Source organism: Arthrobacter sp. SD76 (assembly GCF_049726125.1).
Taxonomy (GTDB): domain Bacteria; phylum Actinomycetota; class Actinomycetes; order Actinomycetales; family Micrococcaceae; genus Arthrobacter; species Arthrobacter nitrophenolicus.
In genome coordinates this window covers 1,476,481-1,502,555 of sequence record NZ_JBNBLR010000001.1, presented here as the reverse complement: position 1 = coordinate 1,502,555, position 26,075 = coordinate 1,476,481, and the positions used below count along the sequence as shown (strand labels likewise).

The 26,075-nt window shown below is 65.9% G+C and carries 14 protein-coding genes, 2 tRNA genes and 4 pseudogenes; 10 read left to right on the top strand and 10 right to left on the bottom strand.

The window, feature by feature from the left end; genetic code table 11:
• Positions 1-88: 88 nt before the first annotated feature.
• From metG to ilvD, 8 genes and pseudogenes are all read right to left on the bottom strand, one after another.
• Positions 89-1,648 carry a methionine--tRNA ligase gene (gene metG / locus ACPEE0_RS07370; protein ID WP_009356541.1) on the bottom strand — a complete coding sequence of 520 codons (1,560 nt, stop codon included), beginning with the start codon at positions 1,646-1,648 and terminating at the stop codon, positions 89-91.
• A gap of 34 nt (positions 1,649-1,682) precedes the next feature.
• On the bottom strand, positions 1,683-2,438 hold the full coding sequence (locus tag ACPEE0_RS07365; RefSeq protein ID WP_133346351.1) for an ABC transporter ATP-binding protein: 756 nt from the start codon (positions 2,436-2,438) through the stop codon (positions 1,683-1,685).
• Positions 2,435-5,228, bottom strand: a pseudogene (locus ACPEE0_RS07360) (ABC transporter permease). The gene ACPEE0_RS07365 and the pseudogene ACPEE0_RS07360 overlap by 4 nt, the downstream one beginning before the upstream one ends.
• Before the next feature lie 217 nt (positions 5,229-5,445).
• Positions 5,446-7,035 carry a phosphoglycerate dehydrogenase gene (serA, locus tag ACPEE0_RS07355; protein ID WP_009356540.1) on the bottom strand — a complete coding sequence of 530 codons (1,590 nt, stop codon included), beginning with the start codon at positions 7,033-7,035 and terminating at the stop codon, positions 5,446-5,448.
• A 126-nt stretch (positions 7,036-7,161) separates the two neighbouring features.
• Positions 7,162-8,187: a ketol-acid reductoisomerase gene (gene ilvC / locus ACPEE0_RS07350; RefSeq protein WP_424574231.1), complete on the bottom strand. Its 1,026-nt coding sequence runs from the start codon at positions 8,185-8,187 to the stop codon at positions 7,162-7,164.
• Positions 8,188-8,267: 80 nt separating this feature from the next.
• Positions 8,268-8,780, bottom strand: coding sequence for an acetolactate synthase small subunit (gene ilvN / locus ACPEE0_RS07345; protein WP_009356538.1), 513 nt, complete (start codon positions 8,778-8,780; stop codon positions 8,268-8,270).
• 2 nt (positions 8,781-8,782) lie between these two features.
• A complete protein-coding gene (locus tag ACPEE0_RS07340; protein WP_424574230.1) occupies positions 8,783-10,690 on the bottom strand; it encodes an acetolactate synthase large subunit in 1,908 nt (635 codons plus the stop codon).
• Positions 10,691-11,016: 326 nt separating this feature from the next.
• The gene (ilvD, locus tag ACPEE0_RS07335) at positions 11,017-12,735 is read right to left on the bottom strand and encodes a dihydroxy-acid dehydratase (RefSeq protein WP_424574229.1); all 1,719 of its coding nucleotides are present in this window, start codon (positions 12,733-12,735) and stop codon (positions 11,017-11,019) included.
• A 263-nt stretch (positions 12,736-12,998) separates the two neighbouring features.
• Between ilvD and ACPEE0_RS07330 the strand changes: the two genes are divergently transcribed.
• On the top strand, positions 12,999-14,096 hold the full coding sequence (locus ACPEE0_RS07330; protein WP_424574228.1) for a hypothetical protein: 1,098 nt from the start codon (positions 12,999-13,001) through the stop codon (positions 14,094-14,096).
• Positions 14,097-14,355: 259 nt separating this feature from the next.
• Positions 14,356-14,432: transfer RNA gene (locus ACPEE0_RS07325), tRNA-Lys, on the top strand.
• Between the two features lie 224 nt (positions 14,433-14,656).
• Here ACPEE0_RS07325 and ACPEE0_RS07320 read toward each other — a convergent pair.
• Positions 14,657-15,103: pseudogene (locus ACPEE0_RS07320) on the bottom strand (MarR family winged helix-turn-helix transcriptional regulator); the annotation flags it as partial.
• A 96-nt stretch (positions 15,104-15,199) separates the two neighbouring features.
• On the opposite strand from ACPEE0_RS07320, the gene bcp reads away from it, so the two are divergent.
• From bcp to ACPEE0_RS07280, 8 genes and pseudogenes are all read left to right on the top strand, one after another.
• On the top strand, positions 15,200-15,673 hold the full coding sequence (gene bcp / locus ACPEE0_RS07315) for a thioredoxin-dependent thiol peroxidase (RefSeq protein WP_424574227.1): 474 nt from the start codon (positions 15,200-15,202) through the stop codon (positions 15,671-15,673).
• A gap of 123 nt (positions 15,674-15,796) precedes the next feature.
• Positions 15,797-15,878, top strand: a tRNA-Leu gene (locus tag ACPEE0_RS07310).
• Positions 15,879-16,155: 277 nt separating this feature from the next.
• The gene (locus ACPEE0_RS07305; RefSeq protein WP_424574226.1) at positions 16,156-16,836 is read left to right on the top strand and encodes a fasciclin domain-containing protein; all 681 of its coding nucleotides are present in this window, start codon (positions 16,156-16,158) and stop codon (positions 16,834-16,836) included.
• Positions 16,837-17,027: 191 nt separating this feature from the next.
• A pseudogene (locus ACPEE0_RS07300) lies at positions 17,028-18,697 on the top strand (ABC transporter substrate-binding protein).
• A gap of 79 nt (positions 18,698-18,776) precedes the next feature.
• Positions 18,777-20,279, top strand: coding sequence for a malate:quinone oxidoreductase (locus ACPEE0_RS07295; protein ID WP_009356530.1), 1,503 nt, complete (start codon positions 18,777-18,779; stop codon positions 20,277-20,279).
• A gap of 69 nt (positions 20,280-20,348) precedes the next feature.
• Positions 20,349-23,582: pseudogene (locus ACPEE0_RS07290) on the top strand (efflux RND transporter permease subunit).
• 110 nt (positions 23,583-23,692) lie between these two features.
• Entirely contained in the window at positions 23,693-24,802 is a 1,110-nt protein-coding gene (locus ACPEE0_RS07285) for an LLM class flavin-dependent oxidoreductase (protein WP_009356528.1), read from the top strand.
• Entirely contained in the window at positions 24,802-25,263 is a 462-nt protein-coding gene (locus tag ACPEE0_RS07280; RefSeq protein ID WP_424574225.1) for a MarR family winged helix-turn-helix transcriptional regulator, read from the top strand. The genes ACPEE0_RS07285 and ACPEE0_RS07280 overlap by 1 nt, the downstream gene beginning before the upstream one ends.
• On the opposite strand, the gene ACPEE0_RS07275 is transcribed toward ACPEE0_RS07280, so the two are convergent.
• A complete protein-coding gene (locus ACPEE0_RS07275) occupies positions 25,260-26,066 on the bottom strand; it encodes a transglutaminase-like domain-containing protein (protein WP_424574224.1) in 807 nt (268 codons plus the stop codon). The two genes, ACPEE0_RS07280 and ACPEE0_RS07275, sit on opposite strands and share 4 nt — an antisense overlap.
• Between the last annotated feature and the right edge of the window lie 9 nt (positions 26,067-26,075).

Sequence of the window (26,075 nt, the reverse complement as noted above, 5' to 3'; positions counted from 1 at the left end):
CCAGTAGCCGGTACTCATATAAAAACGGGCCACTACTTGTTTCGTGGCAGGGTCCCCGGGCCGGCCAGGCCGGCCCGGGAAGCAGCTGTCAGGCCCCGGCGGGTTCCTCGTACTTGGGGAATACCGGTGACGGCGCCGGGAGGGCAGTCCCGGGGGTTATCGGAGTGGAGATCGCCGAGAACTGCCGGGCCTCGCCGTTGGGCTGGCCCAGGCTTTCCAGGAGCTTCCCCGTCGCTCCAGGCATCACCGGCTGGGCCAGGATGGCCACGATCCGGAGCACCTCAAGCGTCACGTAGAGCACGGTGTTCATGCGTCCGACGTCGGTCTTCCGGAGGACCCAGGGCGCCTGCTCGGCGAAGTACGCATTGGTGTCACCCAGGACCGCCCAGATGGCTTCGAGGGCCCGGCTGAATTCCTGCTTTTCGAATGCGGCCCGGGCAGTCTCCAGGAGCCCTCCCGCCTGCGCGAGGATGGCCGTATCGGCTGCAGTGAACTCCCCCGGTACGGGAACGTCGCCGCCGCAGTTCTTGGCCACCATGGAGAGCGACCGCTGCGCAAGGTTGCCGAAGTTGTTGGCGAGGTCCGAGTTCATCCTGCCCACGATGGCCTCGTGGTTGTAGCTTCCGTCGGCGCCGAAAGGGACTTCGCGGAGGAAGAAGAACCGCACCTGGTCCAGGCCGTACTGCGCCACGAAGTCGGCCGGAGCCACGACGTTGCCCAGCGACTTGGACATCTTCACGCCGTTGTTGTGCAGGAAGCCGTGGATCATCACCCGCTTGGGCAGTTCCAGGCCGGCGCTCATGAGGAAGGCCGGCCAGTAGATGGCGTGGAAACGGGAGATGTCCTTGCCGATGATGTGGACGTCCGCAGGCCAGAACCTGCGGAACTTCTCCGACTCGACATCCGGGTAGCCCACGCCCGTCAGGTAGTTCGTCAGCGCGTCCACCCAGACGTACATGACGTGCTTGTCGTTGCCGGGAACCGGAACGCCCCAGTCGAACGTGGTGCGGCTGATGGACAGGTCCTCCAGGCCGCGCCGGACGAAGCTGATCACTTCGTTGAACCGGTACTGCGGCGCACCGAACTCCGGGTGGGATTCGTAGAGTGCCAGCAGCTTGTCCTGGTAGGCGGACAGCCGGAAGAAGTAGCTCTCCTCCGCCGTCCAGGTCACCTCGGTGTCCGTTTCCTTCGAGTAGCGCACGCCGTCGTCCTTGACCACGGTGTCGTCCTCGCCGTAGAAGGCCTCGTCCCGCACGGAGTACCAGCCCTCGTACTTGGACAGGTAGATGTCGCCCTTGGCTTCCATCTTTTTCCAGATCGCCTGCGAGGCCGCGTAGTGGTCGGCATCCGTGGTCCGGATGAAGCGGTCGTAGGTGATGCCGAGGGCGGCGTGCGCCGCCTTGTACACCTCGGCGTTGCGGTCCACCAGCTCCTTGGGGGTGATGCCTTCCTTTTCGGCCGTCTGGGCGATCTTCATGCCGTGCTCGTCCGTACCGGTCAGGAACATCACGTCATAGCCGTCCAGCCGCTTGAACCGGGCCATGGCGTCGGTGGCGATGTACTCGTAGGCGTGGCCGATGTGCGGCACGCCGTTGGGGTAGGTGATGGCCGTGGTGATGTAGAACGGCGTCTTCTCTGAAGCAGTCACGTGCGGACGGTTACCTTCGGTGCGGAGGGACAGGCTAGATCAGTTCAGTCAGGGTATCGCTGAGCCGGACCAGTTCGTGGTCGTGTGACGCAACCAGCACGGCAATGCCGTCGTTAGTGGTGTCTTTCAGGATGCTGATGATGCGGTTGGCCGAGGCGCGGTCCAGGCTTGCGGTGGGTTCGTCCACCACCAGGACCCGGGTTCCCAGGATCAGCGCGCGGGCGATGGCGACGCGCTGGCGTTCACCGCCGGACAGCTGCGCCGGCCGGTGGCGCATGCGGCGGCCGAGGCCCACCAGGTCCAGGAGGTCCTTGGCCATGTCCCGCCGCTGGTCCACTTCGCCGTCGGGAACGGCAGGCAGGAGGACGTTCTCGAGGGCGCTCATGCCGTCGATCAGGGCGCCGCCCTGGTCGACATAGCCGATGAGGGCACGACGGCGGTCGGCGATTTCGTCGTCGCCCATGCTCTCCAGGGAATCGCCTTCCCAAAAGACGCGGCCCGACGTCGGCAGCGTCAGTCCTGCGCCGACGGTGAGGATGCTTGTCTTGCCGGAGCCGCTTCGGCCGGCCACGCAGTGCATCTCGCCGGCGTGCAGCGTCAGGTCGAAGCCCTCCACCACACTGACGGCCTCGGCACCGCCCTTGCCGCCGCCGTAGCGGATGGTGATGTCGCTCAATTCCAGCGGGGTGGCGTGGTCAGCCGCCTTGACGATGGTGTTCGCGCGGGTCTGCAGGGGAACCTCGCCGGAGCCGCTCCTGCGGCTCCGCTGGACATTGGTCGGGTTTGTCATTGGACCACTTTCGTTGCAATAGGTATCCAGCAAAGTACAGCCACGAGGCCGGCGACGCCTGCCCACAGTGCGGCATAGGGTGCCAGCAGGAGGCCGATGCCCAGGGCGCCCAGCACGCCCAGGGGCAGGGCCACGGTTCCCACCAGCGCGTTTTCGAACAGGCGGACCTGGCGGAGCATGTCCGGGTTCCAGCCCATGGCCTCGAGGATGCTCAGGTACTGCCGCTTGGCATTCAGCTCGAACCTTCCGGTCACCAGGGTCAGCACCAGGCCGACCACCACGCCGGCCAGCGCCAGGAGGATGCTGGGCAGGGCCACGCTGGCGGCGGCCAACCCGCTCAGGGCGCTCGCCCCGGCTGCCCGGGGAATGTCGATCAGCAGGGCGATCAGGCCGCCCACGGCGGCGCCGAAAACACCGACGGCCACGGCCAGGGCCAGTGTGTTGAACTTGTTGGTGCCCAGCTGGCGGTTGGCAAACGTCAGCGGCGAATCCACCGGAATAAGCCGCTCGTCGTGCTGCGGCTCCTGGTCGATCACGTCGCGGTGGCGCAGCTGCTGCGCTGCGAAGAACGCGGCGCCGATATACAGCAGCAGGACAGCCACGCACACCAGGGCAGTGGCGAGGCTCCAGCTAACCAGGCTCAGGACGAGGCCGGCCACGGCCAGCAGCACTGCGCCCACGCCGAATTCCTCCAGCACCCAGTTGCGGATCCGCCGCTGGGTCCAGCCCATGGCCCGGAGGGTTCCGGCTTCGCTGCGCCGCTTCCGGATGTAGCTCACGGTGGACGCCCCTGTCAGCAGGGCCGCGCCGCACAGGGTCAGGAAGAGCAGGGTCACGTTGGTTCCGGAGAGCGATCCCGTCACGGCCTCGGCCGCGTTCTGCCGCACCCACGACTGCTGGACAGTGCCCAGCGCGGACTCCTTGCCGGCGTCGTCCTTGGAATAGCCGGGCACGAAGATGCTGGCGTCCTCACGGGCGGAGCCGGCCACGATGGTGGCTTCCAGGCCCATGTCCCGGATCTCGGCGGCGAGCTTCTCCACCTCCGGCTGCGCTTCCTTCCAGCTTCCCGGTGCCTTGGCGCGGACGCGCACGGCGTCGATCACGTCGGCGTTGTCCGTGTAGCCGCGGGCAGCGGCGAGCCCGTAGTAGTCGGTGATCGCGCCCGCCGACTGGCTGGCGAGACCGGTGGCGCTCAGCGAGGGCTCAAGCTCGGTGGCAGGAACGTCCTTGCCCTCGGCGTCCTTGACCAGGGTGAAGGGGGTGGGATCGTAGCCGCCCAGGGGAAGCTTGTTGACGTCGCCGGCGGCCTCGGCCACGGCTGCGGGGTCGAAGGTGCCGTAGACCATGGCCAGCGGGGCTGCCGTCTTTTCACCCGTTGCCAGGTTCTCGCGGTAGGACCGCTCGTCCACCGGCTCGCGCTGGGTCTGGTCCACGGGCGTGCCGTTGGCGCTCTTTTCGGGCAGGCGGTTGATGGTGACCCATTCGCCGGGAACGGCGGTCTTGTCCACGGCGCCGTTGGCCGCCTCCTCGCCGTCGGTGTACTTCGGCGCGGCGGCAAAGTCCGTGCTCCAGGTGGCGGAGTGTAAAGACCCTGGTTGAAGTTGCCGGTGGCACCCAGGAGCGACGAGTGGTCGGTGGAGCCCGGCCAGGACAGGACGAACGGGTCCTTGGAGACGAACGGCAGGTAGTCCTTGTCCAGCGACCGGGAGACGGTTCCGACGTCCTTGACCACCTTGCCGGACTCGTCGATCTCTTCGATCTTGACGTTGTACTTAAGGTCCAGCGAGGTGCCGGAGCGCACGATCAGCGGAATCGCCTGGGAGTCTGCGGTGAGCTGGCCGTTGCGCTTCGCCTGCTGGTACTGGGTCATCAGCGGCGCCCAGTACTTGAGCTTGACGCCCAGGAAGTCCGGTCCTTCCTCCAGCTGGTCGAGGCCGATTCCGGTGGTGAACAGGCCTTCGAAGTAGCGGCCGATGGCACCGGCGTTGCGGGCGTCGGCCGGCGGGGCCTTTTCCAGCGGCGCCAGGAAGTCACCGGCGGAGCCCAGCAGGGCGCGCTCCGCGGCGGGGTCGACTGCCACCACGGATTCCGTGACTTCGGGCGCCAGGGCAGGGACACGGACAGGTTGAACAGGTTGTGCTCGGAGCCTCCGGCGGGCGCGGGGAACTTGATGCCCGTTTCGCCCTCGGGGGCCGCGATCCGGATGCTGCTGCCGCCGGCGGCCTGTTCCTCAACAAGTTTCGCCTTGCCCAGGGTGCCCTCGGCCGTGGACTTGAAGAGGGTCTGCTCGGAGACGCCGTCGGAGCTTACCGCGCTGGCGGTGAGCCGGTATTTCTTGCTCTCGTCACTCAGGACGGACTCCGCGGCAGGCCACTTGTCCGGCGCCGTGGCACCGGCGGCCTGGTCCGCCGTCGCGGTGCCGGCGAGGCCGGCGTTGTAGCCGAGGTAGTCCATGGCATCCAGGCGCGGCGCTTCGAGGTTCTGGGTCACGCGGGAAACCAGGCTGATGGGTGCGGCCACGGAGGTCCCGGACAGCTTCTTGATGGATTCCAGCTGCTCGAAGCTGATGCCGCCGGTACCGTTGGCGATTTCCGGCTGCAGCAGGGCACCGGCGGGCGCCTTGGCCTGGACGAGGACGTCGTAGAGGCCCCGGGAATTTTCATCCACGGTCCGGTTGAGCGCGGCCTGGGACTGGCTTTGGACGAGGACCGACAAGCACATGGCTGCGATCAAGATAGCAGCGGTCAACAGCAGCACTTTGCTTCTGATGAACCTCTGGACGGCGTTCATGGAACTCCCTGAAACCTGGATTGCGTGCGCACACCGTGCCCCCCGGCGGACATGGACGACTACGGACGGATGTGCAAAAGGTGATGGCCGGCCTGCCGGCCCGGTCCTGAACCAGGACCAAGCCATTGTAAGCAGACCGGCCAATCATATGTGGCCCCGCCGGGACACGCCCGGCGGGGGCCGTTGGTACGGCGTTTCCCGGCCACTGCCGGGGTGTTTAGTCTTCCAAGTCCACTTCCCGGACCATGTCGGCGCCGATGCCGGCCTTGATGGCGTCCAGCACCTGCTGCGGCACGGAGCTGTCCACGGTGAGCAGGGCGAGGACCTGGCCGCCCTGGTCGTGGCGGGCCACCTGCATGCCGGCGATGTTGATGTTGTTCATGCCCAGGATGTGGCCGATGGTGCCGATGACGCCGGGGCGGTCGGTGTAGCCAACAACCACCACGTGCTCGCTGATCGGGATTTCCACCTCGAAGCCGTTGATGCCTACGAGCTTCTGGATCTGCTTGGGACCGGTCAGGGTTCCCGCCACGGAGATCTGGCTGCCGTCGCTCAGCGCGCCGCGCAGGGTTAGGACGTTGCGGTAGGACTCGGTCTCCGCAGTGGTGATCAGGCGGACGTTGATGCCGCGCTGCTCCGCGATGACCGGGGCGTTGACGTAGGAGACCTGCTCGGTCACGACGTCCGCGAAGATGCCCTTCAGGGCTGCCAGTTCCAGGACCTTGACGTCCAGCGACGAGATTTCGCCGGCAACCTCGACGTCGAACTGGGTCAGGGAATCGTGGGTCAGGGCGGTGAAGATGCGGCCCAGCTTTTCGATCAGCGGGATGCCGGGGCGGACGTCGGGGGCGATGACGCCGCCGGCGACGTTGACGGCATCCGGGACCAGCTCACCGGCGAGGGCCAGGCGGACCGACTTTGCCACCGAAACGCCGGCCTTTTCCTGGGCTTCGTCGGTGGAGGCGCCCAGGTGCGGGGTGACCACCACGTTGTCGAGCTTGAAGAACGGCAGGTCGGTGCTGGGCTCCTTGGCGAAGACGTCGACGCCGGCGCCGGCAATTTCGCCGTCCTGAAGCGCCGTGAAGAGGGCTTCCTCGTCCACCAGGCCGCCGCGGGCCACGTTGACGACGTAGGCGGTGTTCTTCATCTTCTTGAAGGCGTCCGCGCCCAGCATGCCCACGGTTTCAGGGGTCTTGGGCATGTGGATGGTGATGAAGTCGGCCTGGGCCAGGAGCTCGTCCAGGGTGACCAGCTGCACGCCGAGCTGGGCCGCGCGGGCGGAGGTGATGTAGGGGTCGTACGCGAGGATTTTGGTGTCGAAGCCTTTGAGCCGGGCTGCGACGAGGGCGCCGATCCGGCCGAGGCCGATGATGCCGATTTTCTTCTCGAACAGTTCGATGCCCGTGTACTTGGAGCGCTTCCATTCGCCGTCCTTGAGGGCGGCGCTGGCCTGCGGGATATGGCGGGCGAGGCTGAGGATGTGGCCCACGGTGAGTTCCGCAGCGGAGACGATGTTGGACGTGGGGGCGTTGACCACCATCACGCCTGCCTGCGTGGCGGCCTTGATGTCCACGTTGTCCAGTCCCACGCCGGCGCGGGCGATGACCTTCAGGTTCTTTGCGGCGGCGATGGCTTCAGCATCCACCTGGGTCGCGGAGCGGACCAGGATGGCGTCAACGTCACTGATCGCCGAGAGCAGCTGGGAACGGTCGGCGCCGTCGGTCTGGCGGATTTCGAAGTCCGGGCCAAGGGCCTCGACGGTGGCGGGGGAAAGTTCTTCGGCGAGCAGTACTACGGGTTTTGACACGGCTGATCCTCTGCGTTGCAGTCCTGGGGATGGAACAAGTCTAGGCCGACGGAAAGGCCGGGCTCACATTGTTAAGTGTGAACCCGGCCTCACCGCGGCCCTGGTTAGGGCGGGTTTCCGGCAGCCTTAGCGGGCTGCGGAGCCTTCCACGTAGTCCACGTCCTGCTGCTGCCAGGAGAACAGGGAGCGCAGCTCGCGGCCCACGGCCTCGATCGGGTGCTGCTCAGCCTTGGCGCGCAGTTCCTTGAACTCCACGCCGCCGTTGTCCTGGTCCTCGATGAAGCGCTTGGCGAAGGCACCGGACTGGACGTCGGCCAGGACAGCCTTCATGTTTTCCTTCACCTCGGGGGTGATGACGCGCGGGCCGGAGACGTAGTCGCCGTACTCTGCGGTGTCGGAGACGCTCCAGCGCTGCTTGGCGATGCCGCCTTCCCACATGAGGTCAACGATGAGCTTGAGCTCGTGGAGCACCTCGAAGTAGGCGATCTGCGGCTGGTAGCCGGCTTCGGTCAGGGTCTCGAAGCCGTACTGGATCAGCTGGGAGACGCCGCCGCACAGGACGGCCTGCTCGCCGAAGAGGTCCGTTTCGGTCTCTTCGGTGAAAGTGGTCTTGATGACGCCGGCGCGGGTGCCGCCGATGGCCTTGGCGTAGGACTTTGCCAGATCCCAGGCGGAACCGGAGGCGTCCTGCTCGACGGCGATGATGTCCGGGATGCCGCGGCCGGCCTCGAACTCGCGGCGGACGGTGTGGCCGGGTGCCTTCGGGGCGACCAGGATGACGTCTACGCCCTCCGGTGCCTGGATGTAGCCGAAGCGGATGTTGAAGCCGTGGGCGAAGGCCAGTGCCTTGCCCGGAGTCAGCTTGTCCTTGATGGAGTCGTTGAAGATAGAGCGCTGGTGCTGGTCCGGCGCCAGGATCATGATGACGTCGGCCCACTCGGCGGCGTCGGCCACGTTCTTGACGGTGAAGCCCGCATCCTCGGCCTTGGCCCTGGACTTGGAGCCTTCCTGCAGGGCGATAACGACGTCGACGCCGGAATCGCGCAGGTTGAGCGCGTGGGCGTGGCCCTGCGAGCCGTAGCCAACGATGGCAACCTTGCGGCCCTGGATGATCGACAGGTCGGCGTCGTCGTCGTAGAACATTTCAGTCACTTGCGTAACTCCTCTTGAGTGTTTTGGTAGATAGGTGGTGTGGTGCTTGCGGTTCCGGGCGGAGTTCCGCCTGGGCAGGCCTAGGCGGAACGCAGCGCCCGGTCACTCATGGAGCGGGATCCCCGTCCAACGGCCAGGGTGCCGGACTGCACGATTTCGCGGATGCCGAAGGGCTCCAGCACTGAAAGCAGCGCTGCAAGCTTCTCCGGGGTACCGGTTGCCTCGATCACCAACGAGTCTGTAGACACGTCGACGACGGCGGCACGGAACAGGTCTGCAGCCTGGGTAACCTGCAGGCGTGTTGCGGCATCCGCACGTACCTTGACCAGGATGTGGTCGCGCTGTACGGAAGATTCGGAGGTCAGCTCAACGATCTTGATGACATTGATCAGCTTGTTGAGCTGCTTGGTGACCTGTTCGATCAGGTCGCCGTCGGCGTCGACAACCACCGTCATCCGGGAGATGCCCGGTACTTCGGTGGGGCCGACGGCCAGGGAGTTGATGTTGAAGGCGCGGCGGGCAAAGAGGCTCGCGACGCGGGTCAGGACGCCCGGCTTGTCTTCGACAAGGACGGACAGGGTGTGGCGGCTCATGCTCAGTCCTCTTCTTCCCATTCCGGGGTCATGTTGCGGGCGACCTGGATCTGGTCGTTACTCACGCCGGCGGGCACCATCGGCCACACCATCGAGTTGGGGCTGACCACGAAGTCGATGACAACGGGCCGGTCGTTGATCTCGAGGGCCTTCTGGATGGTGGCGTCGATGTCCTCGTCGCGTTCGCAGCGGAACGACGCGCAGCCGTAGGCCTCCCCCAGCTTGACGAAGTCCGGGATGCGGACGGTGTCGTGGCCCGTGTTGAGGTCGGTGTTGGAGTAGCGGCCTTCGTAGAAGAGGGTCTGCCACTGGCGCACCATGCCCAGTGAGGAGTTGTTGATGACCGCAACCTTGATGGGAATGTTGTTGATGGCGCAGGTGGCCAGTTCCTGGTTGGTCATCTGGAAGCAGCCGTCGCCGTCGATGGCCCAGACCACCCGGTCCGGCTCCCCCACCTTGGCGCCCATGGCGGCCGGTACGGCGTAACCCATGGTTCCGGCACCGCCCGAGTTCAGCCAGGCGTGCGGGCGCTCGTACTTGATGAACTGCGCTGCCCACATCTGGTGCTGGCCCACGCCTGCCACGTACACGCCTTCGGGGCCGGTGAGGGCGCCGATGCGTTCGATGACCTTCTGCGGAGCGGTGAGGCCGTCGTCCGGTTCGGTCCAGCCCAGCGGGTAGGTTTCCTTGAGGTTGTTCAGGAAAGCCCACCACGTGGTGAGGTCCGGGGTTCCGGTGCTGCCGAACTGCGCATGCACGGCGTCGGTCAGTTCGGGAATGATTTCCTTGACCGAACCGACGATGGGGACATCGGCGGTGCGGTTCTTGGAGATTTCCGCGGGGTCGATGTCGGCGTGGATGACCTTGGCCATCGGCGCGAACGTCTTGAGCACGCCGGTAACGCGGTCGTCGAACCGTGCGCCCAGGGTGATCAGGAGGTCGGCCTGCTGCAGCGCCGTAACGGCGGAAACACTGCCGTGCATGCCGGGCATGCCCACATGCTGCGGGTGCGAGTCCGGGAACACGCCCTTGGCCATCAGCGTGGTCACCACCGGGGCGCCCGTGGCCTCGGCGAGGGCCAGCAGTTCGGCGCTTGCGTGTGCCTTGACCACACCGCCGCCCACGTACAGGACAGGCTTGGTGGAAGCGGCGATGAGTTTCGCGGCTTCGCGCACCTGCTTGTTGTGGCCCCGGGTGACGGGGCGGTATCCGGGCAGGTCGATCTTCGGCGGCCAGGAGAACGTCATCTGGCCCACCTGGGCGTCCTTGGCAACATCCACCAGCACCGGGCCGGGACGGCCGGTGGAGGCGAGGTGGAACGCCTCCGCCATGACGTGCGGGATGTCGTTGGGGTCGGTGACCAGGAACGAGTGCTTGGTGATGGGCATGGTGATGCCCACGATGTCCGCTTCCTGGAAAGCGTCGGTGCCGATCACTCCACTGGACACCTGGCCGGTGATGGCCACCAGCGGCACGGAGTCCATGTGGGCATCCATGATGGCGGTAACGAGGTTGGTGGCACCCGGGCCCGAGGTGGCGATGCAGACGCCAACCCGTCCGGTGACCATGGCGTAGCCTTGCGCGGCGTGGCCGGCTCCCTGTTCGTGACGGACCAGCACGTGATTCATGGTGGAGGCCATCAAGGGGTCGTAGGTGGGCAGGATCGCGCCACCAGGCAAACCGAAAATATCGTCGACGCCGAGTTCTTCGAGCGAGCGGACAATAGCTTGCGAGCCGGTCATCACCGTTGGGGGTACAACGCTGTTCGGCCCAAGGACAGGAGAGGCGGCAGCAAGGTCGGCGACGACGGCGGCATTGTCAGCCGTCCGGTCGGCGCGTTCCGGAGCCTTGGTGGCTCCAGTGGACTTGGTAGCCAACAGCGAGGGGCTGATCGGCGATCCTTTGCTCATCGGACTCTTCCTTGTGGATCATCTGTGGTTCATGGAAACTGCAGGAAATAAAAAAACCCCTCAGCCTGGCGGCTCTTCGAGGGGTTTGCGCGTGACGGTTCGTTACCAGAGGAGGCTATAGTGCCACGCGCTTGGTAAGGACGACGACGGTGCCGGCGGTAACGAAAGTCATGCGTTCAGTTTTCCCTCTGGTGGGATGGGTGTCAACGAAGCACCACCCTATCTCACCATGTGGACAACATTGTCCACCTTTTGATCCCGCGATGCAGGACCAACGGTATCGACGGGCTCAACCAACGGCCGGTGGTTGAGCCTGTCGAGACCTCCTAGCCGCAGTATGCGCCGGTGCTGGCGCTGTGCACCAGCTTGGCGTACTTGGCCAGGACACCCTTGGTGTAACGGGCCGGCAGCGGCTCCCAGCCCACCCTGCGGGCTTCGAGTTCGCCTTCGTCAACCAGCAGGTCGAAGCTGCGGGCGGCGATGTCGACGCGGATCCGGTCGCCGTCCTTGACGAAGGCGATGGGGCCGCCGTCGACCGCTTCAGGCGCAACGTGGCCGATGCACAGGCCGGTGGTGCCGCCGGAGAACCGGCCGTCGGTCAGGAGCAGGACGTCCTTGCCCAGGCCGGCGCCCTTGATGGCGCCGGTGATGGCGAGCATCTCGCGCATACCGGGACCGCCCTTGGGGCCTTCGTAACGGATCACGACAACGTCGCCGGCCTTGATCTGGCCGTTGTCCAGCGCGTCCAGGGCTCCCTGTTCACGCTCGAACACGCGGGCAGTGCCTTCAAAGACGTCAGCGTCGAAGCCGGCGCTCTTCACGACGGCGCCTTCGGGGGCCATGGTGCCGTGCAGGATGGTGATGCCGCCCGTCTTGTGGATGGGGTTGTCCAGCGCACGCAGGATCTTGCCGTCCACGTCCGGCGGGTTGATGGCCTCGAGGTTTTCCGCGACGGTCTTGCCGGTCACGGTGAGGCAGTCCCCGTGCAGCAGGCCGGCGTCGAGCAGCGCCTTCATGATGACCGGGACGCCGCCGATCTTGTCGACGTCCGTCATCACGTAGCGGCCGAAGGGCTTGAGGTCGCCAAGGTGCGGGATCTTGTCGCCGATGCGGTTGAAGTCGTCCAGGGTCAGCTCGACCTCCGCCTCACGGGCGATGGCCAGCAGGTGCAGGACGGCGTTGGTGGAGCCGCCGAACGCCATGGTCACGGCGATGGCGTTCTCGAAGGCCTTCTTGGTCATGATGTCGCGGGCGGTGATGCCCTGGCGCAGCAGGTTGACCACAGCTTCGCCGGACTTGCGGGCGAACTCATCGCGACGGCGGTCCGCCGACGGCGGGGCTGCGGAGCCGGGCAGGGACATGCCCAGGGCCTCACCGATGCAGGCCATGGTGTTGGCCGTGTACATGCCGCCGCAGGCACCTTCGCCGGGGCAGATGGCCTTTTCGATCCGGGTCAGGTCCTCCATGCTCATCTTGCCGGCCGCGCAGGCGCCAACAGCCTCGAAGGCGTCGATGAGGGTGACTTCCTTTTCGGAGCCGTCCTCAAGCTTGACCCAGCCGGGCATGATGGAGCCGGCGTAGAGGAACACGCTGGACAAGTCCAGGCGGGCGGCGGCCATGAGCATGCCGGGAAGGGATTTGTCGCAGCCTGCCAGCAGCACGGATCCATCGATGCGCTCGGCCTGCATGACGGTTTCCACGGAGTCTGCGATGACCTCGCGGGACACGAGGGAGAAGTGCATGCCCTCATGTCCCATGGAGATGCCGTCCGAGACCGAGATGGTGCCGAACTGCATGGGGAAACCGCCGCCGGCGTGGACGCCTTCCTTGGCGCCCTGGGCAAGCCGGTTAAGGGAGAGGTTGCAGGGAGTGATTTCGTTCCACGAGCTCGCGACACCGACCTGGGGCTTCGCGAAGTCGTCGTCCCCCATGCCGACCGCCCGGAACATGCCACGTGCCGGTGCAGCGTGGATTCCGTCGGTTACGACCCGGCTACGGGGTTTGATGTCAGGCTTGTTGTCGGTTGCGATGGTGGTCTCACTCATAGGGGAAAGTCTATGGCTCTGACGGAGGCCGGAAGGACCGCGCAAGGCGGGCAAAGCCGAAAATCCGGATTATTTCTGCCAGATAGTGGACTGGAATCTCATATTTTGAGACGCAAACACCTTCCGGGGTATTCCAGGTGTGGCCCGCCTCACCCCTGCCTGTACCGCTGCCCCGCTTCCGGCGTGCGAAAACCTAGACAGCGTTAGGCACCCGACGTAGCGTCGGGGGCAGGACACCTTGCCTCCTGACTGAAGGGTTAGCCATGGATACGTTTTTCTGGGTCATTCTGATTGTTGTGGCCGTCGGCATCGTGTGGTGGTTGCTGAACCGCAGCAATTCGACGAAGTCGCAGCACGAGCCGACCGTGACGAATGCTCCCCGCAGCGACGGCGCACTGTCCTCAGGCGGGGCCGCTCCTTCCGCTGAGGCGGCAGGCACCACGGGGATCGCCACTGCGGCCGGCTTCGGCCGGCCTGCCGAGCCCGCGGCACCCACTACCGCTGACGAACCGGCCCCGGCACCGGTGGAAGAAACGCCGCGGCGGGAGCGGTCGGGGGCCGGGTCCAGCGCGGCAACGCCGGCCGGTGCGGATGCCTCTCATGGCAGCGCCGGCGGGACATCCCACGACGAGCGGCGGCACCAGGACCAGGCCGAATGGGAAACCCAGTGGTCCGAAGCAGGCGGGTCCACCTCCGCCCGCGCCGGTTCAGCAGCGGCATCGCATACCACCCCCGAAGCAGTGGCTCCGGCAGCGCCTCACGGCGCGACGGAACAGTCCGCCGCGGAACCTGCCCGGCCCGTCCACCATCCCGAGTACACGGAACCGCATGCGCCGACCCTTCCGGGCGCCGAAACCGCCGCAGTTGAAGAAGCGGACGACGCCGGCACCCCGGCAGCAGCCCGGACAGGCGCCAGCGGAACCCCCTCCCCCGCCACGCAGGGAACTGCCACACAGGGAACCGCGGCGGCAGGGACGACCCCCGCGGCAACAGGCCCCGCCGTTCCGGCCGGTGCGGCGGAAGCCGAGACCCTGGACCGGGCACAGTCCTCTGCCTTGGTGGAAACAGGGGCCGACCACGACGTGCAGGACCGGGGTCCCGGGGAAGACACCGGGGCCGGATACCAGCCGGAAGCCGCCGGGCACCTCGCCGCAGCCGAACCCTACGGTGCCGGCTCCGCCGCAGCAGGGCCGGACGGCGCCGGACCTGCCGGGTTCGAGGTCAAGGGCGACGCCGGCGCGATGGTCTATTACGAGGAAGGGCACCCGGACTTCGCGGAAACCAGGGCTGACGTCTGGTTTGAATCGGCGGCGCATGCGGAAGCCGCGGGTTTCCGGGCGCCCCGCCGCAAGCGCCTTTAGCAGCCACCCCGGCCGGCTGTGGCCCAACTCACAGGAACCCGCCGGCCGGCTCTGCAGGATCAGGACGTCTTTTCCGGCAGGCAGTGACGCGCAAAACCCCCGGAAACCCTTGATTTTCCGGGGGTTTTGCCAGCCCGAACGCGACCCGCCCCTCGAAGCGGGGCCCGATTTCACATGCACCAAAAGTTCGTGTAGAGTTTCATGTCGTTGCGGAGGTCAACGGGAAAGAAAAAGCCCGAATGACTGAAACAAACAAGATGCACCTCTAGCTCAATTGGCAGAGCAATTGACTCTTAATCAATGGGTTCCGGGTTCAAGTCCCGGGGGGGTGCACCACTGGGAAAACAGCCTCCGGCTTGCGGAAACGCGGGCCGGGGGCTGTTTTGTTTTTATGCCGCGTTTGTTTTTATGCCGCGGATACGGGGTGGCAGCGCCGCGCCGTACCCGCCCGGCAACGGTGGTTACAGCGCCCACAAAAAAGGCGTGACTGCAGCTTCTGCTGAAACTGCGGTCACGCCCCGTTTGTCCGGACCGGCCGGCGGCAGGAACTGCCTAGGGCGGTTCTCCACGAGGGCCGCGGCGTTGCTGGGCACGGTGCCGAACTGGCTGGCGAGTTCCCGGACCACGGCCTTGAGCTCCTGCCGTAGTACTTCAGGGTCGATCGACGCGGAGGCAAGGACGGAACGCTCCATCTCGACGGCAGCCGCAACCGCTTCCTTGCCCCGTTCGGTGAGTGACACCACGTGGCTCCTGCGGTCCGACGTGCTGCGAACCCGCACGATGTGCCCGTGCGACTCAAGCCGGCTGAGGGTTTTGCCCATGGTTTGTGCCTGTACACGCACAAACTGGGCAAGCTGTGCCTGGGTCATGGGTCCCTGGGCAGCCAAAACCTCAATGGCTATGACTCCGGCATGCGTGAGACCGATGGCACCAAGTTTTTCGTTCCATGAGTGTTCTACGAGGCGCGCAGCAGTGGACAAGAGGCGTCCCGTGGGCCAGTGCTCCATATCAGGCATAGCAGCAAGTATAGCCAAGTGCCGATTAGCACCGGCCCCTCCCCCTTACTAGGCTGTTGTGTCCCGCCTGCAACTAGGAGAAAAACAATGGCTGACAGACTCGTGATTGGCGACAAAGCCCCCGCATTTACCCTCAAGGACTCATCCGGCCAGGACGTCAGCCTGTCCCCGGGCAACGGCCGGCACACCATCGTCTACTTCTACCCGGCCGCTTCCACGCCGGGCTGCACCAAGGAGGCCTGCGACTTCCGTGACAGCCTGTCGTCCCTGCAGTCGGCCGGGTACGACGTTGTGGGAATTTCGCCGGACCCGGTGGAAAAGCTGGCCAAGTTCGCCGCCAAGGAGGAACTGACTTTTCCTTTGCTCGCCGATGAGGACCACGCGGTGGCCGAGGCCTACGGCGCCTGGGGCGAAAAGAAGAACTATGGAAAGACGTACGAGGGCCTGATCCGCTCCACCATCGTGGTGGACCCCGACGGCCAGGTTCTGCTTGCCCAGTACAACGTCCGCGCAACCGGCCACGTCGCCAAACTGCGCCGCGACCTGAAGCTGGACGCCTGACCTGTCGCGGCCTGGCATGGCCACGCCGCGGGCGACGCTACAATGAAAACTGGCATCCGCCGTCGTACGCATTGCCGGTACTGCTTTGAGGTACCGGTTTTACGCACCTCGGCATGACGCCACGCGCGAGTGGTGAAATTGGCAGACACGCAGGATTTAGGTTCCTGTGCCTTCGGGCGTGGGGGTTCAAGTCCCCCCTTGCGCACATCACATCAGGAGATCCCCCGGCCGGGGTGCAGTTCATCCGGCAGCGGGGATCTTCTGCCTTAACAGGGCCAACACCCCCTTCACCTGCGCGTTCGCTGCGGCCGGATTTCTTCCGCCGCCGAAAAAACTTCCTGGATCCACCCATCCGGTCCTGTCCACCGGCCGAATAGCCAATGAGACACCAGCCTGGGCAGGTGCTTACAAAGCCAGACCTGATAGACGCCGCGGACAGTCCGTCTGCGGCGAGCAGAAGCCATGATCCAAGGAGAACTGAAATGCAGACAATCACGCGCACAACCTTCAGCGTCGCAGGCGTTGCCGCTGCAGCATTGCTGGGCCTGACCGCCTGTGGCGGGACCGGCAGCACCTCGGGGTCTTCCGCCGCGGCTGAAAGCCCGTCCGCGGCAGCCTCCAGCATGGCCGCCTCCCCGTCGGCAAGCCCGTCCGCCGCTGCCATGGATCCCGCAGCAAACCTGGTGGGCCCGGGTTGCGCCGGCTACGCCGAGCAGGTTCCCACCGGCGCCGGCTCGGTTGAAGGCATGGCCCTCGATCCCGTGGCAGTTGCCGCCTCGAACAACCCCATCCTGACCACCCTGACCGCGGCCGTTTCCGGGAAGCTGAACCCCAAGGTTGACCTGGTGGAGACGCTTAACGGCGGCGAGTTCACGGTCTTCGCCCCGGTGGACGAGGCCTTCGCCAAGATCGACCCGGCCACCATCGAAACGCTGAAGACCGACGACGCACTCCTGAGCAAGATCCTCACCTACCACGTTGTCCCCGGCCAGATCACGCCCGACATGATCGCCGGCACCCACGCAACTGTCCAGGGCGGCTCCGTCACCGTGAGCGGCAGCGGCGACGCGCTCAAGGTTGATGACGCCAACGTGATCTGCGGCGGCGTCAAGACCAAGAACGCCACCGTCTACCTCATCGACTCTGTGCTGATGCCCAAGTAGGCAGCAGGCACTACCGCACTGCGAACCATCCGGACGCCGGGCCCCGCCAACCGCGGAGCCCGGCGCCGGCGCTTAAACGGCGGCGGCATGTGGGGGACAACAGCGGTGCCGGCACCGGCAGCACCGTCAATTAGACTGGCCTTTCCGGCCCGCAGGTAGCGGAGCCGGCAATATCCAGAGGTGATCCACGAGTGCCCAGCAGTCCATCGCGGCGGACGGTCCTGACGGCCGGCGCCGCCCTCCTGGCACTGGGTGCAACCTCGTGCACGGCAGCTCCGGCCCCTTCGCCGTCGTCCGGTTCACCCAGCGCCACCACCCCACCCGAACCCACGGCCACCTTCAACTTCGGCACCGCGGCACAGCCCCTGGGACTTGACCCGGCACTGTCCAGCGACGTCGAGTCACAGCGGATCACCCGGCAGATCCTTGAGGGGCTGGTGGGCGTGGACCAGACCACGGGCAAGCCCACACCGTTGCTGGCCACGGAATGGAGCGAGTCCAACGAGGGCCGCTCCTATACCTTCACGCTGCGCAAGGGAGTGGTCTTCCAGGACGGCACACCCTTCAACGCGGACGCCGTCTGCGTGAACTTCAACCGGTGGTTCGCCTTCTCCGCGGAGCTGCGCCGGCAGGCCCCGGGAAGCTCGTTCAAGGGAGTCTTCAAGGCACACTCGGATGAGCCGGACCTGTCCATCTTCAAGAGCTGCACGGCCCTGTCCGAGCACACGGTACGGATCGACCTGACCCAGCGGTTCACCGCGTTCCTCCAGGCGCTCACCCTTCCCGCGTTCGCCATGGCGTCACCTGCCGCACTCGCTGCCGGCACCGCAGACGTCCTGGACCAGGACCGCGGTGGTCCCCCGCTGTCCGCCTTTGCCACCAGTCCCGTGGGTACAGGTCCTTTCAGCCTCGCGTCCTGGGACGCGGAAAGTGTCACCCTGGTGACCAACAAGGCGTACTGGGGCGAGCGGGGCCAGATTGCCACCATCAATTTCCTGGCCTACAACCATCCGCAGCTCCGGCTCCAGGCCCTGCTCGACGGCAAAATCGACGGCTACGATGCCGTGACCGTCGGCAACTTCGACCAACTGGTCAAGCGTGGAAAGCAGATCGTCCAGCGGGACCCGTTCTCGGTGATGTACGTGGGCATCAACCAGGAGGTGCCGGTCCTGCAGAATTTGAAGGTCCGGCAGGCCATCGAGATGGCGATCGACAAGGAAACCCTGATCCGGAAGTTCTTCATCGACAACACGGCAAAGGCAACCCAGTTTGTCCCGCCGAAGATCAGCGGCTTCAACAACGATGCCCCGGAACTGGGCCATGACCTGGCAAAAGCCAAGGAGTACCTCAAGGAAGCCGGTTACGCGGGCGAGGAACTGAAGTTCTACTACCCGCTGAACGTCACGCGGCCGTACCTGCCCACCCCTGAGAAGGTGTACGCCGAGCTCAGCCGGCAGCTCACCGCGGCGGGCTTCAATGTCCGGCCGGTCCCGGTGGAATGGTCCGAAGGCTACCTCCAGAAGGTCCAGTCACCTGGCGACCACGCGCTCCACCTCCTCGGCTGGAACGGCTCCTACTCCGATGCCGACAACTTCGTGGGTCCCCTGTTCGGGGAGAAGAACGGCGAGTTCGGCTACCAGGATCCGCAGGTCTTCTCCAAGATCAACCGCGCCCGTGGCCTGCCGGAAGGACAGGAGCGGGATGAGCAATATCACACCATCAACGCCCAGATCGCTGCCACCGTACCGGCCGTTCCGATCGCCTTCCCCATCTCTGCACTGGCCCTCTCCGACCGGGTGGTGGGCTACCCGGCCTCGCCAGTCTTAATGAAGTTTTCACGAAGGTGCAACTAAAGCCTTGACGGGCGGAGCCAATTTCAGTATGTCGGCTGCCCGGGGATATTCTGTGACAGCCAGAGCCGCTGCAATCGGAGACTGATCGTGACCTTCATTTCCAAGACCCCGCATGCCGACGTCGTCCTGATTGGCGGCGGCATCATGAGCGCCACGCTGGGGGCATTTCTCAAGCAGCTGGAGCCGAACTGGACCATCTCCCTGTTCGAGCGGCTGGACCAGCCCGGGCTTGAAAGCTCGGGCCCGTGGAACAACGCAGGAACCGGCCATGCCGCCCTCTGCGAACTCAACTACTCCCCTGCAGCCAAAGACGGCTCAGTAAACCCCGCCAAGGCACTGCTCATCAACGAGCAGTTCCAGCTCTCCCGGCAGTTCTGGTCCCACCTGGTGGACCGGAACCTCATCGGTTCGCCCAAGGGCTTCATCAACACCGTGCCGCACATGAGCTTCGTGATCGGCGAGGACCACACCCGCTTCCTGAAGACCCGGTATGAGGCACTGAAGCCGCACACCCTGTTCCGGAGCATGGAGTACTCGGAGGACCAGGCGCAGATCGCCAAGTGGGCTCCGCTGATCGTCAAGGGACGCGACCCGAAGCAGCGTGTTGCCGCCACGCGTGCCGCCGAAGGCACCGACGTCGACTTCGGGGCACTGACCCGCGAGCTGACAACGTACCTGGGGAACAACGGCGTCGAAATCAACTACGGCCACGACGTCACGGGGATTTCCCGCGCGTCCGACGGCGGCTGGGACCTCTCGCTGAAGTACCCGAAGTCCGGCGAACACGGCAAGATCCATGCCAAGTTCGTCTTCGTCGGTGCCGGGGGCGGCGCCCTCCACCTGCTCCAGGCTTCCGGCATCCCGGAAAGCAAGGGCTACGGCGGGTTCCCCGTGTCCGGCCAGTTCTTCCGCTGCACCGACGAAACCATCGCGGCCCAGCACAGCGCCAAGGTGTACGGCCAGGCGTCGGTGGGCGCTCCGCCCATGTCCGTCCCGCACCTGGACACCCGCTACGTGGACGGCAAGCGTTCACTGCTGTTCGGCCCCTACGCCGGGTTCTCCACCAACTTCCTCAAGAACGGCTCCTACCTGGACCTGCCGCTGTCCATCCGCCCGTCCAACATCATTCCGATGCTTGCCGTGGCCAAGGACAACATGGACCTCACCGCCTACCTGATCAAGGAAGTGGCCAAGCGGCACGGGGACAAGGTGGAGGCGCTGCGTGAGTACTACCCCGAGGCCAAGGATGGCGACTGGGAACTGATTACCGCCGGCCAGCGTGTACAGATCATCAAGAAAGACCCCAACAAGGGCGGTGTCCTGCAATTCGGTACTGAAGTGATCGCCGGCCGTGATGGCTCCATCGGCGCGCTCCTCGGCGCGTCCCCCGGAGCTTCGACCGCCGTTCCCATCATGATCGAACTGCTGCAGAAGACGTTCCCGAAGAACTTCAAGGGCTGGCAGTCGAAGCTCAAGGACATGATGCCCGGCTACGGGGTGAAGCTGGATGAGAATCCGGACCTCGCCGTCGAGCTGGAGCAGGCGACCGCCAAGTCACTGCAGCTGGAGAGCGTTTCCGCCGGCCGCTGACCCGGCCGGGGCCACCGGCCGGCACCAGCCGGAACGCACCAGTTCCCCTACCCTCCAGGAGTGCATGCGATGTTCCGGCTGGCCCACCTCTCCCTGGCGAACCGGGCGCTGATCGCACTGATCACCGTCTTTGCGTCCGTCTTCGGCGTGATCACCATGACCTCGCTGAAGCAGGAGCTCATTCCTTCCATTGAGTTCCCGCGGATCACGGTGCTCACCGCCATGCCCGGAGCCTCTCCGGAGGTCGTGGACAAGCAGGTGAGCGGGCCGCTGGAGACGGCGCTCAACGGGGTGGAGGGGCTTGAGTCCACCTCCTCCACCTCGCGGAACGGGGTTTCGCAGATCACCCTGGTCTTCACTTATGGCTCCAACCTGGACCGCGCCCGCGCCCAGATTGACCGCGCCATCTCCAACGCCAAGAGGACGCTGCCGGAGGACGTCCAGCCGCAGGCCATCGCCGGCAGCATCAGCGACTTCCCGATCGTCTTCCTGGCCGTGTCCTCGGACAAGCCGCTCAGCGAACTCAATGCCGACCTTCAGCGCCTGAGCGTGCCGAGGCTGCAGAAGATCGACGGCGTCCGGGGAGCCGACGTCACCGGCGGGGCCACCCAGCACATCGAGATCCTTCCGCGCCCTGAGGCCATGGCGGCCGCGGGTCCAGCATCACCTCCATCCGGGACGCGCTCGCAAACAACGGTGCACTGGTGCCGGCCGGAACCCTGGAGGAAGAGGGCAAGACGCTGTCCTTGCAGATCGGCAGCCCGGTGGACTCGCTCGACGCCATCAAGGCCCTCCCGCTGTCCGGGGCAAAGAATGCCCGCCACCGTCGGCTCCGTGGCGGACGTGTCGCTGCAGGACGATGAACGCACGTCGATCACCCGCACCAACGGGGAGGAAACCCTTGCGGTGTCCGTCACCAAGAAGCCCGAGGGTGACACTGTGGCCATCTCCCACGCCGTGCGGGACATGCTGGGCGACCTGGAAACCGAACTGGGTTCCGGCGCGAAGTTCACGCCGGTCTTCGACCAGGCACCCTTCATCGAAAAGTCCATCAAGGACCTGACCACGGAGGGCCTGCTGGGACTGGGCTTCGCCGTGGCCGTCATCCTGGTCTTCCTGATGTCCACCCGTTCCACCCTGGTGACCGCCGTTTCCATCCCGCTGTCCCTGCTGATCACCTTCATCGGGCTCTCGGCCACCAACTACTCGCTGAACATCCTGACGCTCGGCGCGCTGACCATCGCCATCGGCCGGGTAGTGGATGACTCGATCGTCGTCATCGAAAACATCAAGCGGCACCTCACGTACGGGGAGGAGAAGGTCACCGCCATCCTCACCGCCATCCGGGAGGTTGCCGGTGCCATCACCGCTTCCACCCTGACCACGGTTGCCGTGTTCCTGCCCATTGCCTTCGTTGGTGAACTGGCGGGCGAGCTGTTCCGGCCCTTCGCCCTGACTGTCACCATGGCGTTGCTGGCCTCGCTGCTGGTCTCACTGACAATCGTTCCGGTGCTGGCCTACTGGTTCCTCCGGAACAAGGGCGCGGTGCCCGGCGGACTGCAGGCGGATTCCGCCGCGGCGCGGGCCTTCGCCGCCGAGGCCCGGGCGAAGGCGCTGGAAGCCGAGCAGCGCAGCCGGCTGCAGCGGGGCTACCTGCCCATCCTGACCTCGACGCAGAAGCACCCCGTCATCACGTTGGTGGCAGCAGTACTGGTGCTGGGCGCGACCGCCGCCATGGCTCCCCTGCTGGCCACCAACCTCCTGGGCAATTCCGGCCAGAACAGCATGACCGTCCGCCAGGTGCTCCCCGCCGGAACCAGCCTGGCGGACACCAGCGCGGCTGCCGTCCGGCTGGAGGAGGTGCTCCGCGGCATCGACGGCATCAAGGACGTCCAGGTGACATCAGGCAACGCACAGGCCGGGTTCGCCGCCCTCGTCTCCACCGGCTCCTCGAATTCCACCTTCACCGTGGTCACCGACGAAAAGGCGGACCAGGTGGAACTGCAGGACACCGTGCGTTCCGAACTGGCCAAAGTGCCGGATTCCGGGAAGGTATCGGTGGGAACGCAGCAGGGCGGCTTCGGCACATCCTCCACCGTGGACATCACCCTCAAGGCTGCCAGCACCGCCGACCTGCAGGAAGCGAGCGACACAATGGTTGCGGCCATGGCCGGTGTCCCGGGCAGCAGTGAGGTGGAAACCAACCTGGCAGCCACCCAGCCCGTCGTGCAGGTGAAGGTGGACCGGGCCAAGGCTGTGGCGGCGGGCCTCAACGAGGAACAGGTTGCCGGGGTCCTCGCATCCACCATCAGCCCCATCCCGGCAGGCGAAGTCCGGATCGACACCGACGACTTCCCGGTGCAGATCGGCAAGGGAACCCGGTTCACCAGCATCGACGCCGTGCGGAACATCCCGCTGCCCGCAGCCGCCGGCCCGGTGACGCTGGGCACCATCGCCTCCGTGGAACAGGTAGACGTTCCGGTCTCCATCACTGCCATCAACGGGCAGCGGACCGCACGGGTCTCCGTCACGCCGTCGGGCTCCAACCTTGGTGCGGTCAGCGCCGAAGTCCAGAAGCGGCTGGCTGACGTGCAGCTCCCGCCGGGGGTGACCGCAGAAATCGGCGGCGCAACCACGCAGCAGGCGGAATCGTTCCGGCAGCTTGGCCTGGCCCTGCTGGCGGCCATCGCCATCGTCTACGTGATCATGGTGGCCACCTTCAAATCCCTGGTCCAGCCGCTGATCCTGCTGGTCTCCGTTCCGTTCGCGGCCACCGGGGCCGTGGCCCTGCTGCTGGTGACAGGCGTCCCGCTTGGCCTCCCGTCCCTGATCGGCATGCTCATGCTGGTGGGCATCGTGGTCACCAACGCCATCGTGCTGATCGACCTCATCAACCAGTACCGGCAGCCACGTGACGGACGGCCGGGGATGAACGTTGCGGACGCCATCACGCACGGGGCCCGCCAGCGGCTCCGGCCCATCCTGATGACGGCACTGGCAACGGTCTTCGCCCTTACCCCCATGGCAATGGGGCTCACGGGCGGCGGGGGATTCATTTCGCAGCCGCTGGCCGTGGTGGTGATCGGCGGGCTCGTCTCCTCAACGGCCCTGACGCTCGTCCTGGTCCCGGTGCTGTACCGGCTGGTGGAGGGCCGGCGCGAGAAGAAGGCGCTGCTCCGGGAACTCCAGGAACGCCCCGAGTTCGCTGCCGCCACCGACGTGGATGAGGAATTCGACGACTGGACCACGGGCATGGTGCCCAAGGTCAGCGGCCGCCGTGCCGCCCAGGGAAGCCCGGAGTAAAACAGGGAATATTCGCCGCCCGGCTGCGTTGTACCCGACGATAGATGCAAATGCATCTAAATTGGTTTACACTTGAACCAAGCTCGCAACTCCAGAGGAAAGGGCACATCATGCAGATCGGCGTCTTCAGCGTCAGCGACATCACCACGGATCCCACCACGGGCCGCACTCCCACCGAGAACGAGCGGATCAAGGCCTCTGTTGCCATCGCCAAAAAGGTCGAAGAGATCGGGATGGACGTCTATGCGCTGGGCGAGCACCATAACCGGCCGTTCTTCTCCTCCTCCCCCACCACCACGCTCGCCTACATCGCGGCTCAGACCGAGCGGATCATCCTGTCAACGGCCACCACGCTGATCACCACGAACGACCCCGTGAAGATCGCCGAGGACTTCGCGATGCTCCAGCATCTTGCCGACGGGCGCGTGGACCTGGTCCTTGGCCGCGGCAACACCGCACCGGTGTACCCCTGGTTCGGCAAGAACATCCAGGACGGCGTGGAGCTGGCCATTGAGAACTACAGCCTGCTGCGCCGGCTGTGGGACGAGGACACCGTGAACTGGTCCGGAAAGTTCCGCACCCCGCTGCAGAACTTCACCTCCACGCCCCGCCCGCTCGACGGCGTCGCCCCCTTCGTCTGGCACGGCTCCATCCGCACGCCGCAGATCGCCGAAGTGGCCGCGTACTACGGTGACGGCTTCTTCGCCAACAACATCTTCTGGCCCAAGGAGCACTACCAGCAGCTGATCGGCCTCTACCGCGAGCGCTACGAGCACTACGGCCACGGCAAGGCGGACCAGGCGATCGTTGGCCTGGGCGGCCAGTTCTTCATGCGGAAGAACTCCCAGGACGCCGTCCGGGAATTCCGGCCCTACTTCGACAACGCCCCCGTCTACGGGCACGGGCCGTCGCTGGAGGATTTCACCGCGCAAACGCCCCTTACGGTGGGCAGCCCGCAGGAAGTCATTGAAAAGACCCTGACCTTCCGCGAGCACTTCGGCGACTACCAGCGGCAGCTGTTCCTCATTGACCACGCCGGCCTTCCGCTGAAGACGGTGCTGGAGCAGCTGGACCTGTTCGGCGAGGAAGTCCTTCCGGTGCTGCGCAAGGAGTACGCCGCGCGCAAACCCGCCCACGTTCCAGAGCCGCCCACCCATGCAGGCCGCGTGGCCACGCTGCTGGCTGCCCAGGACGCTGCAAAGACCCCGGCGGAGGCGTAATGGCTGCCGGAGGACCGGAATCGCCCGTCCGCCTCGCGGCGGAGACCTGGGAGTCGCTGTTCCGGGCCCAGGTGGCTGTGATGCGGAAACTGCAGTCGGGCCCGGCTTTCCGGAAGCTGGCGGTAAACGAGTACGACGTCCTGTTCACGCTGTCCCGCTGCCCTTCCGGCTGGCTGCGGCTCAACGAGCTCAATGACAACGTCCTGCTGAGCCAGTCCAGCCTGAGCCGGCTGGTGGAGCGGCTGGAGAAGCGCGGGCTGGTGGCACGGATGCCGGCCCCGGAGGACGGCCGCGGCATCCTGATCCAGCTCACCGATGAAGGCCGGGAGCTCCAAAAGGAGATTGGCCGTGAGCACGTCCGCGACATTTCCGCGCTGGTGGGCCCGGCCCTGACGCCCGCGGAGCAGAAGGAGCTCCGCCGGCTGACGGAGAAGCTCCGGGATTCCCTGGGGAAACGCTAGCCCAGCTGCACCAGCCGGTCGGCGTCCTCAACCGGCAGGTCCCCGTTGACGACGGCGGTGACCTTCAGCTGGTTGAGGACCAGGCTGCCGCCCACCGTGGAGAGGAAGGCGGTATCTGAGGAGTCCCGCCCGGCGGTGATGCGCAGCATCGACTCGCGCGGGGCGAGCCCCGTGGGGTCGATGACGTGCCAGGCGCCGTCCACGTAGGCCTCCGCCACGGCGTGGAAGTCCATGGGGTTGAGCCCGGGGGCATAGACCGCCGCCAGGCGGGCCGGAATGTCCTTGGACCGCAGCAGGGCGATGGCGAGGTGCGCGAAGTCCCGGCACACGCCGCGCCTGCTGAGCAGCGTTTCCACGGCGCCGTCGGTGCCGCGGGATGAGCCGCTGAGGTAGCGGAGCTCGCCGTGGACCCAATTGCGCACCGCGTGCAGCAGCCCGGTTCCGGAGACGCTGTCGAACTCGGCATAGGCGGTGGGCAGCAGCCGGTCCGACTCCGCATACCGGCTGGGACGGACGTAGCGGATGCGGTCGGCGAGGCCGGTGTCCTCCGGCTCCCCCCGCCCGGCCACGGTGGCCGCATACTCCACCGTGACGTCGGAGGGTTCGCTGAACTCCATGTAGTGGAACCTGCCGCCGTGGTGGTCGCCGATTTCGGTCAGCGCCACCTCCTCGCCGCCGGCCTTGACGGACAGGGACTCCTTGAAGGAGGAGTAGCCGCTGTTCCGCGCCACTGCGATGGCCATGGCCACCTTGGTGTTGGCTGCGGTGCGGAAGGCCACGCGTGCGGAAACAGAGCGTTCCATGAATCTCCG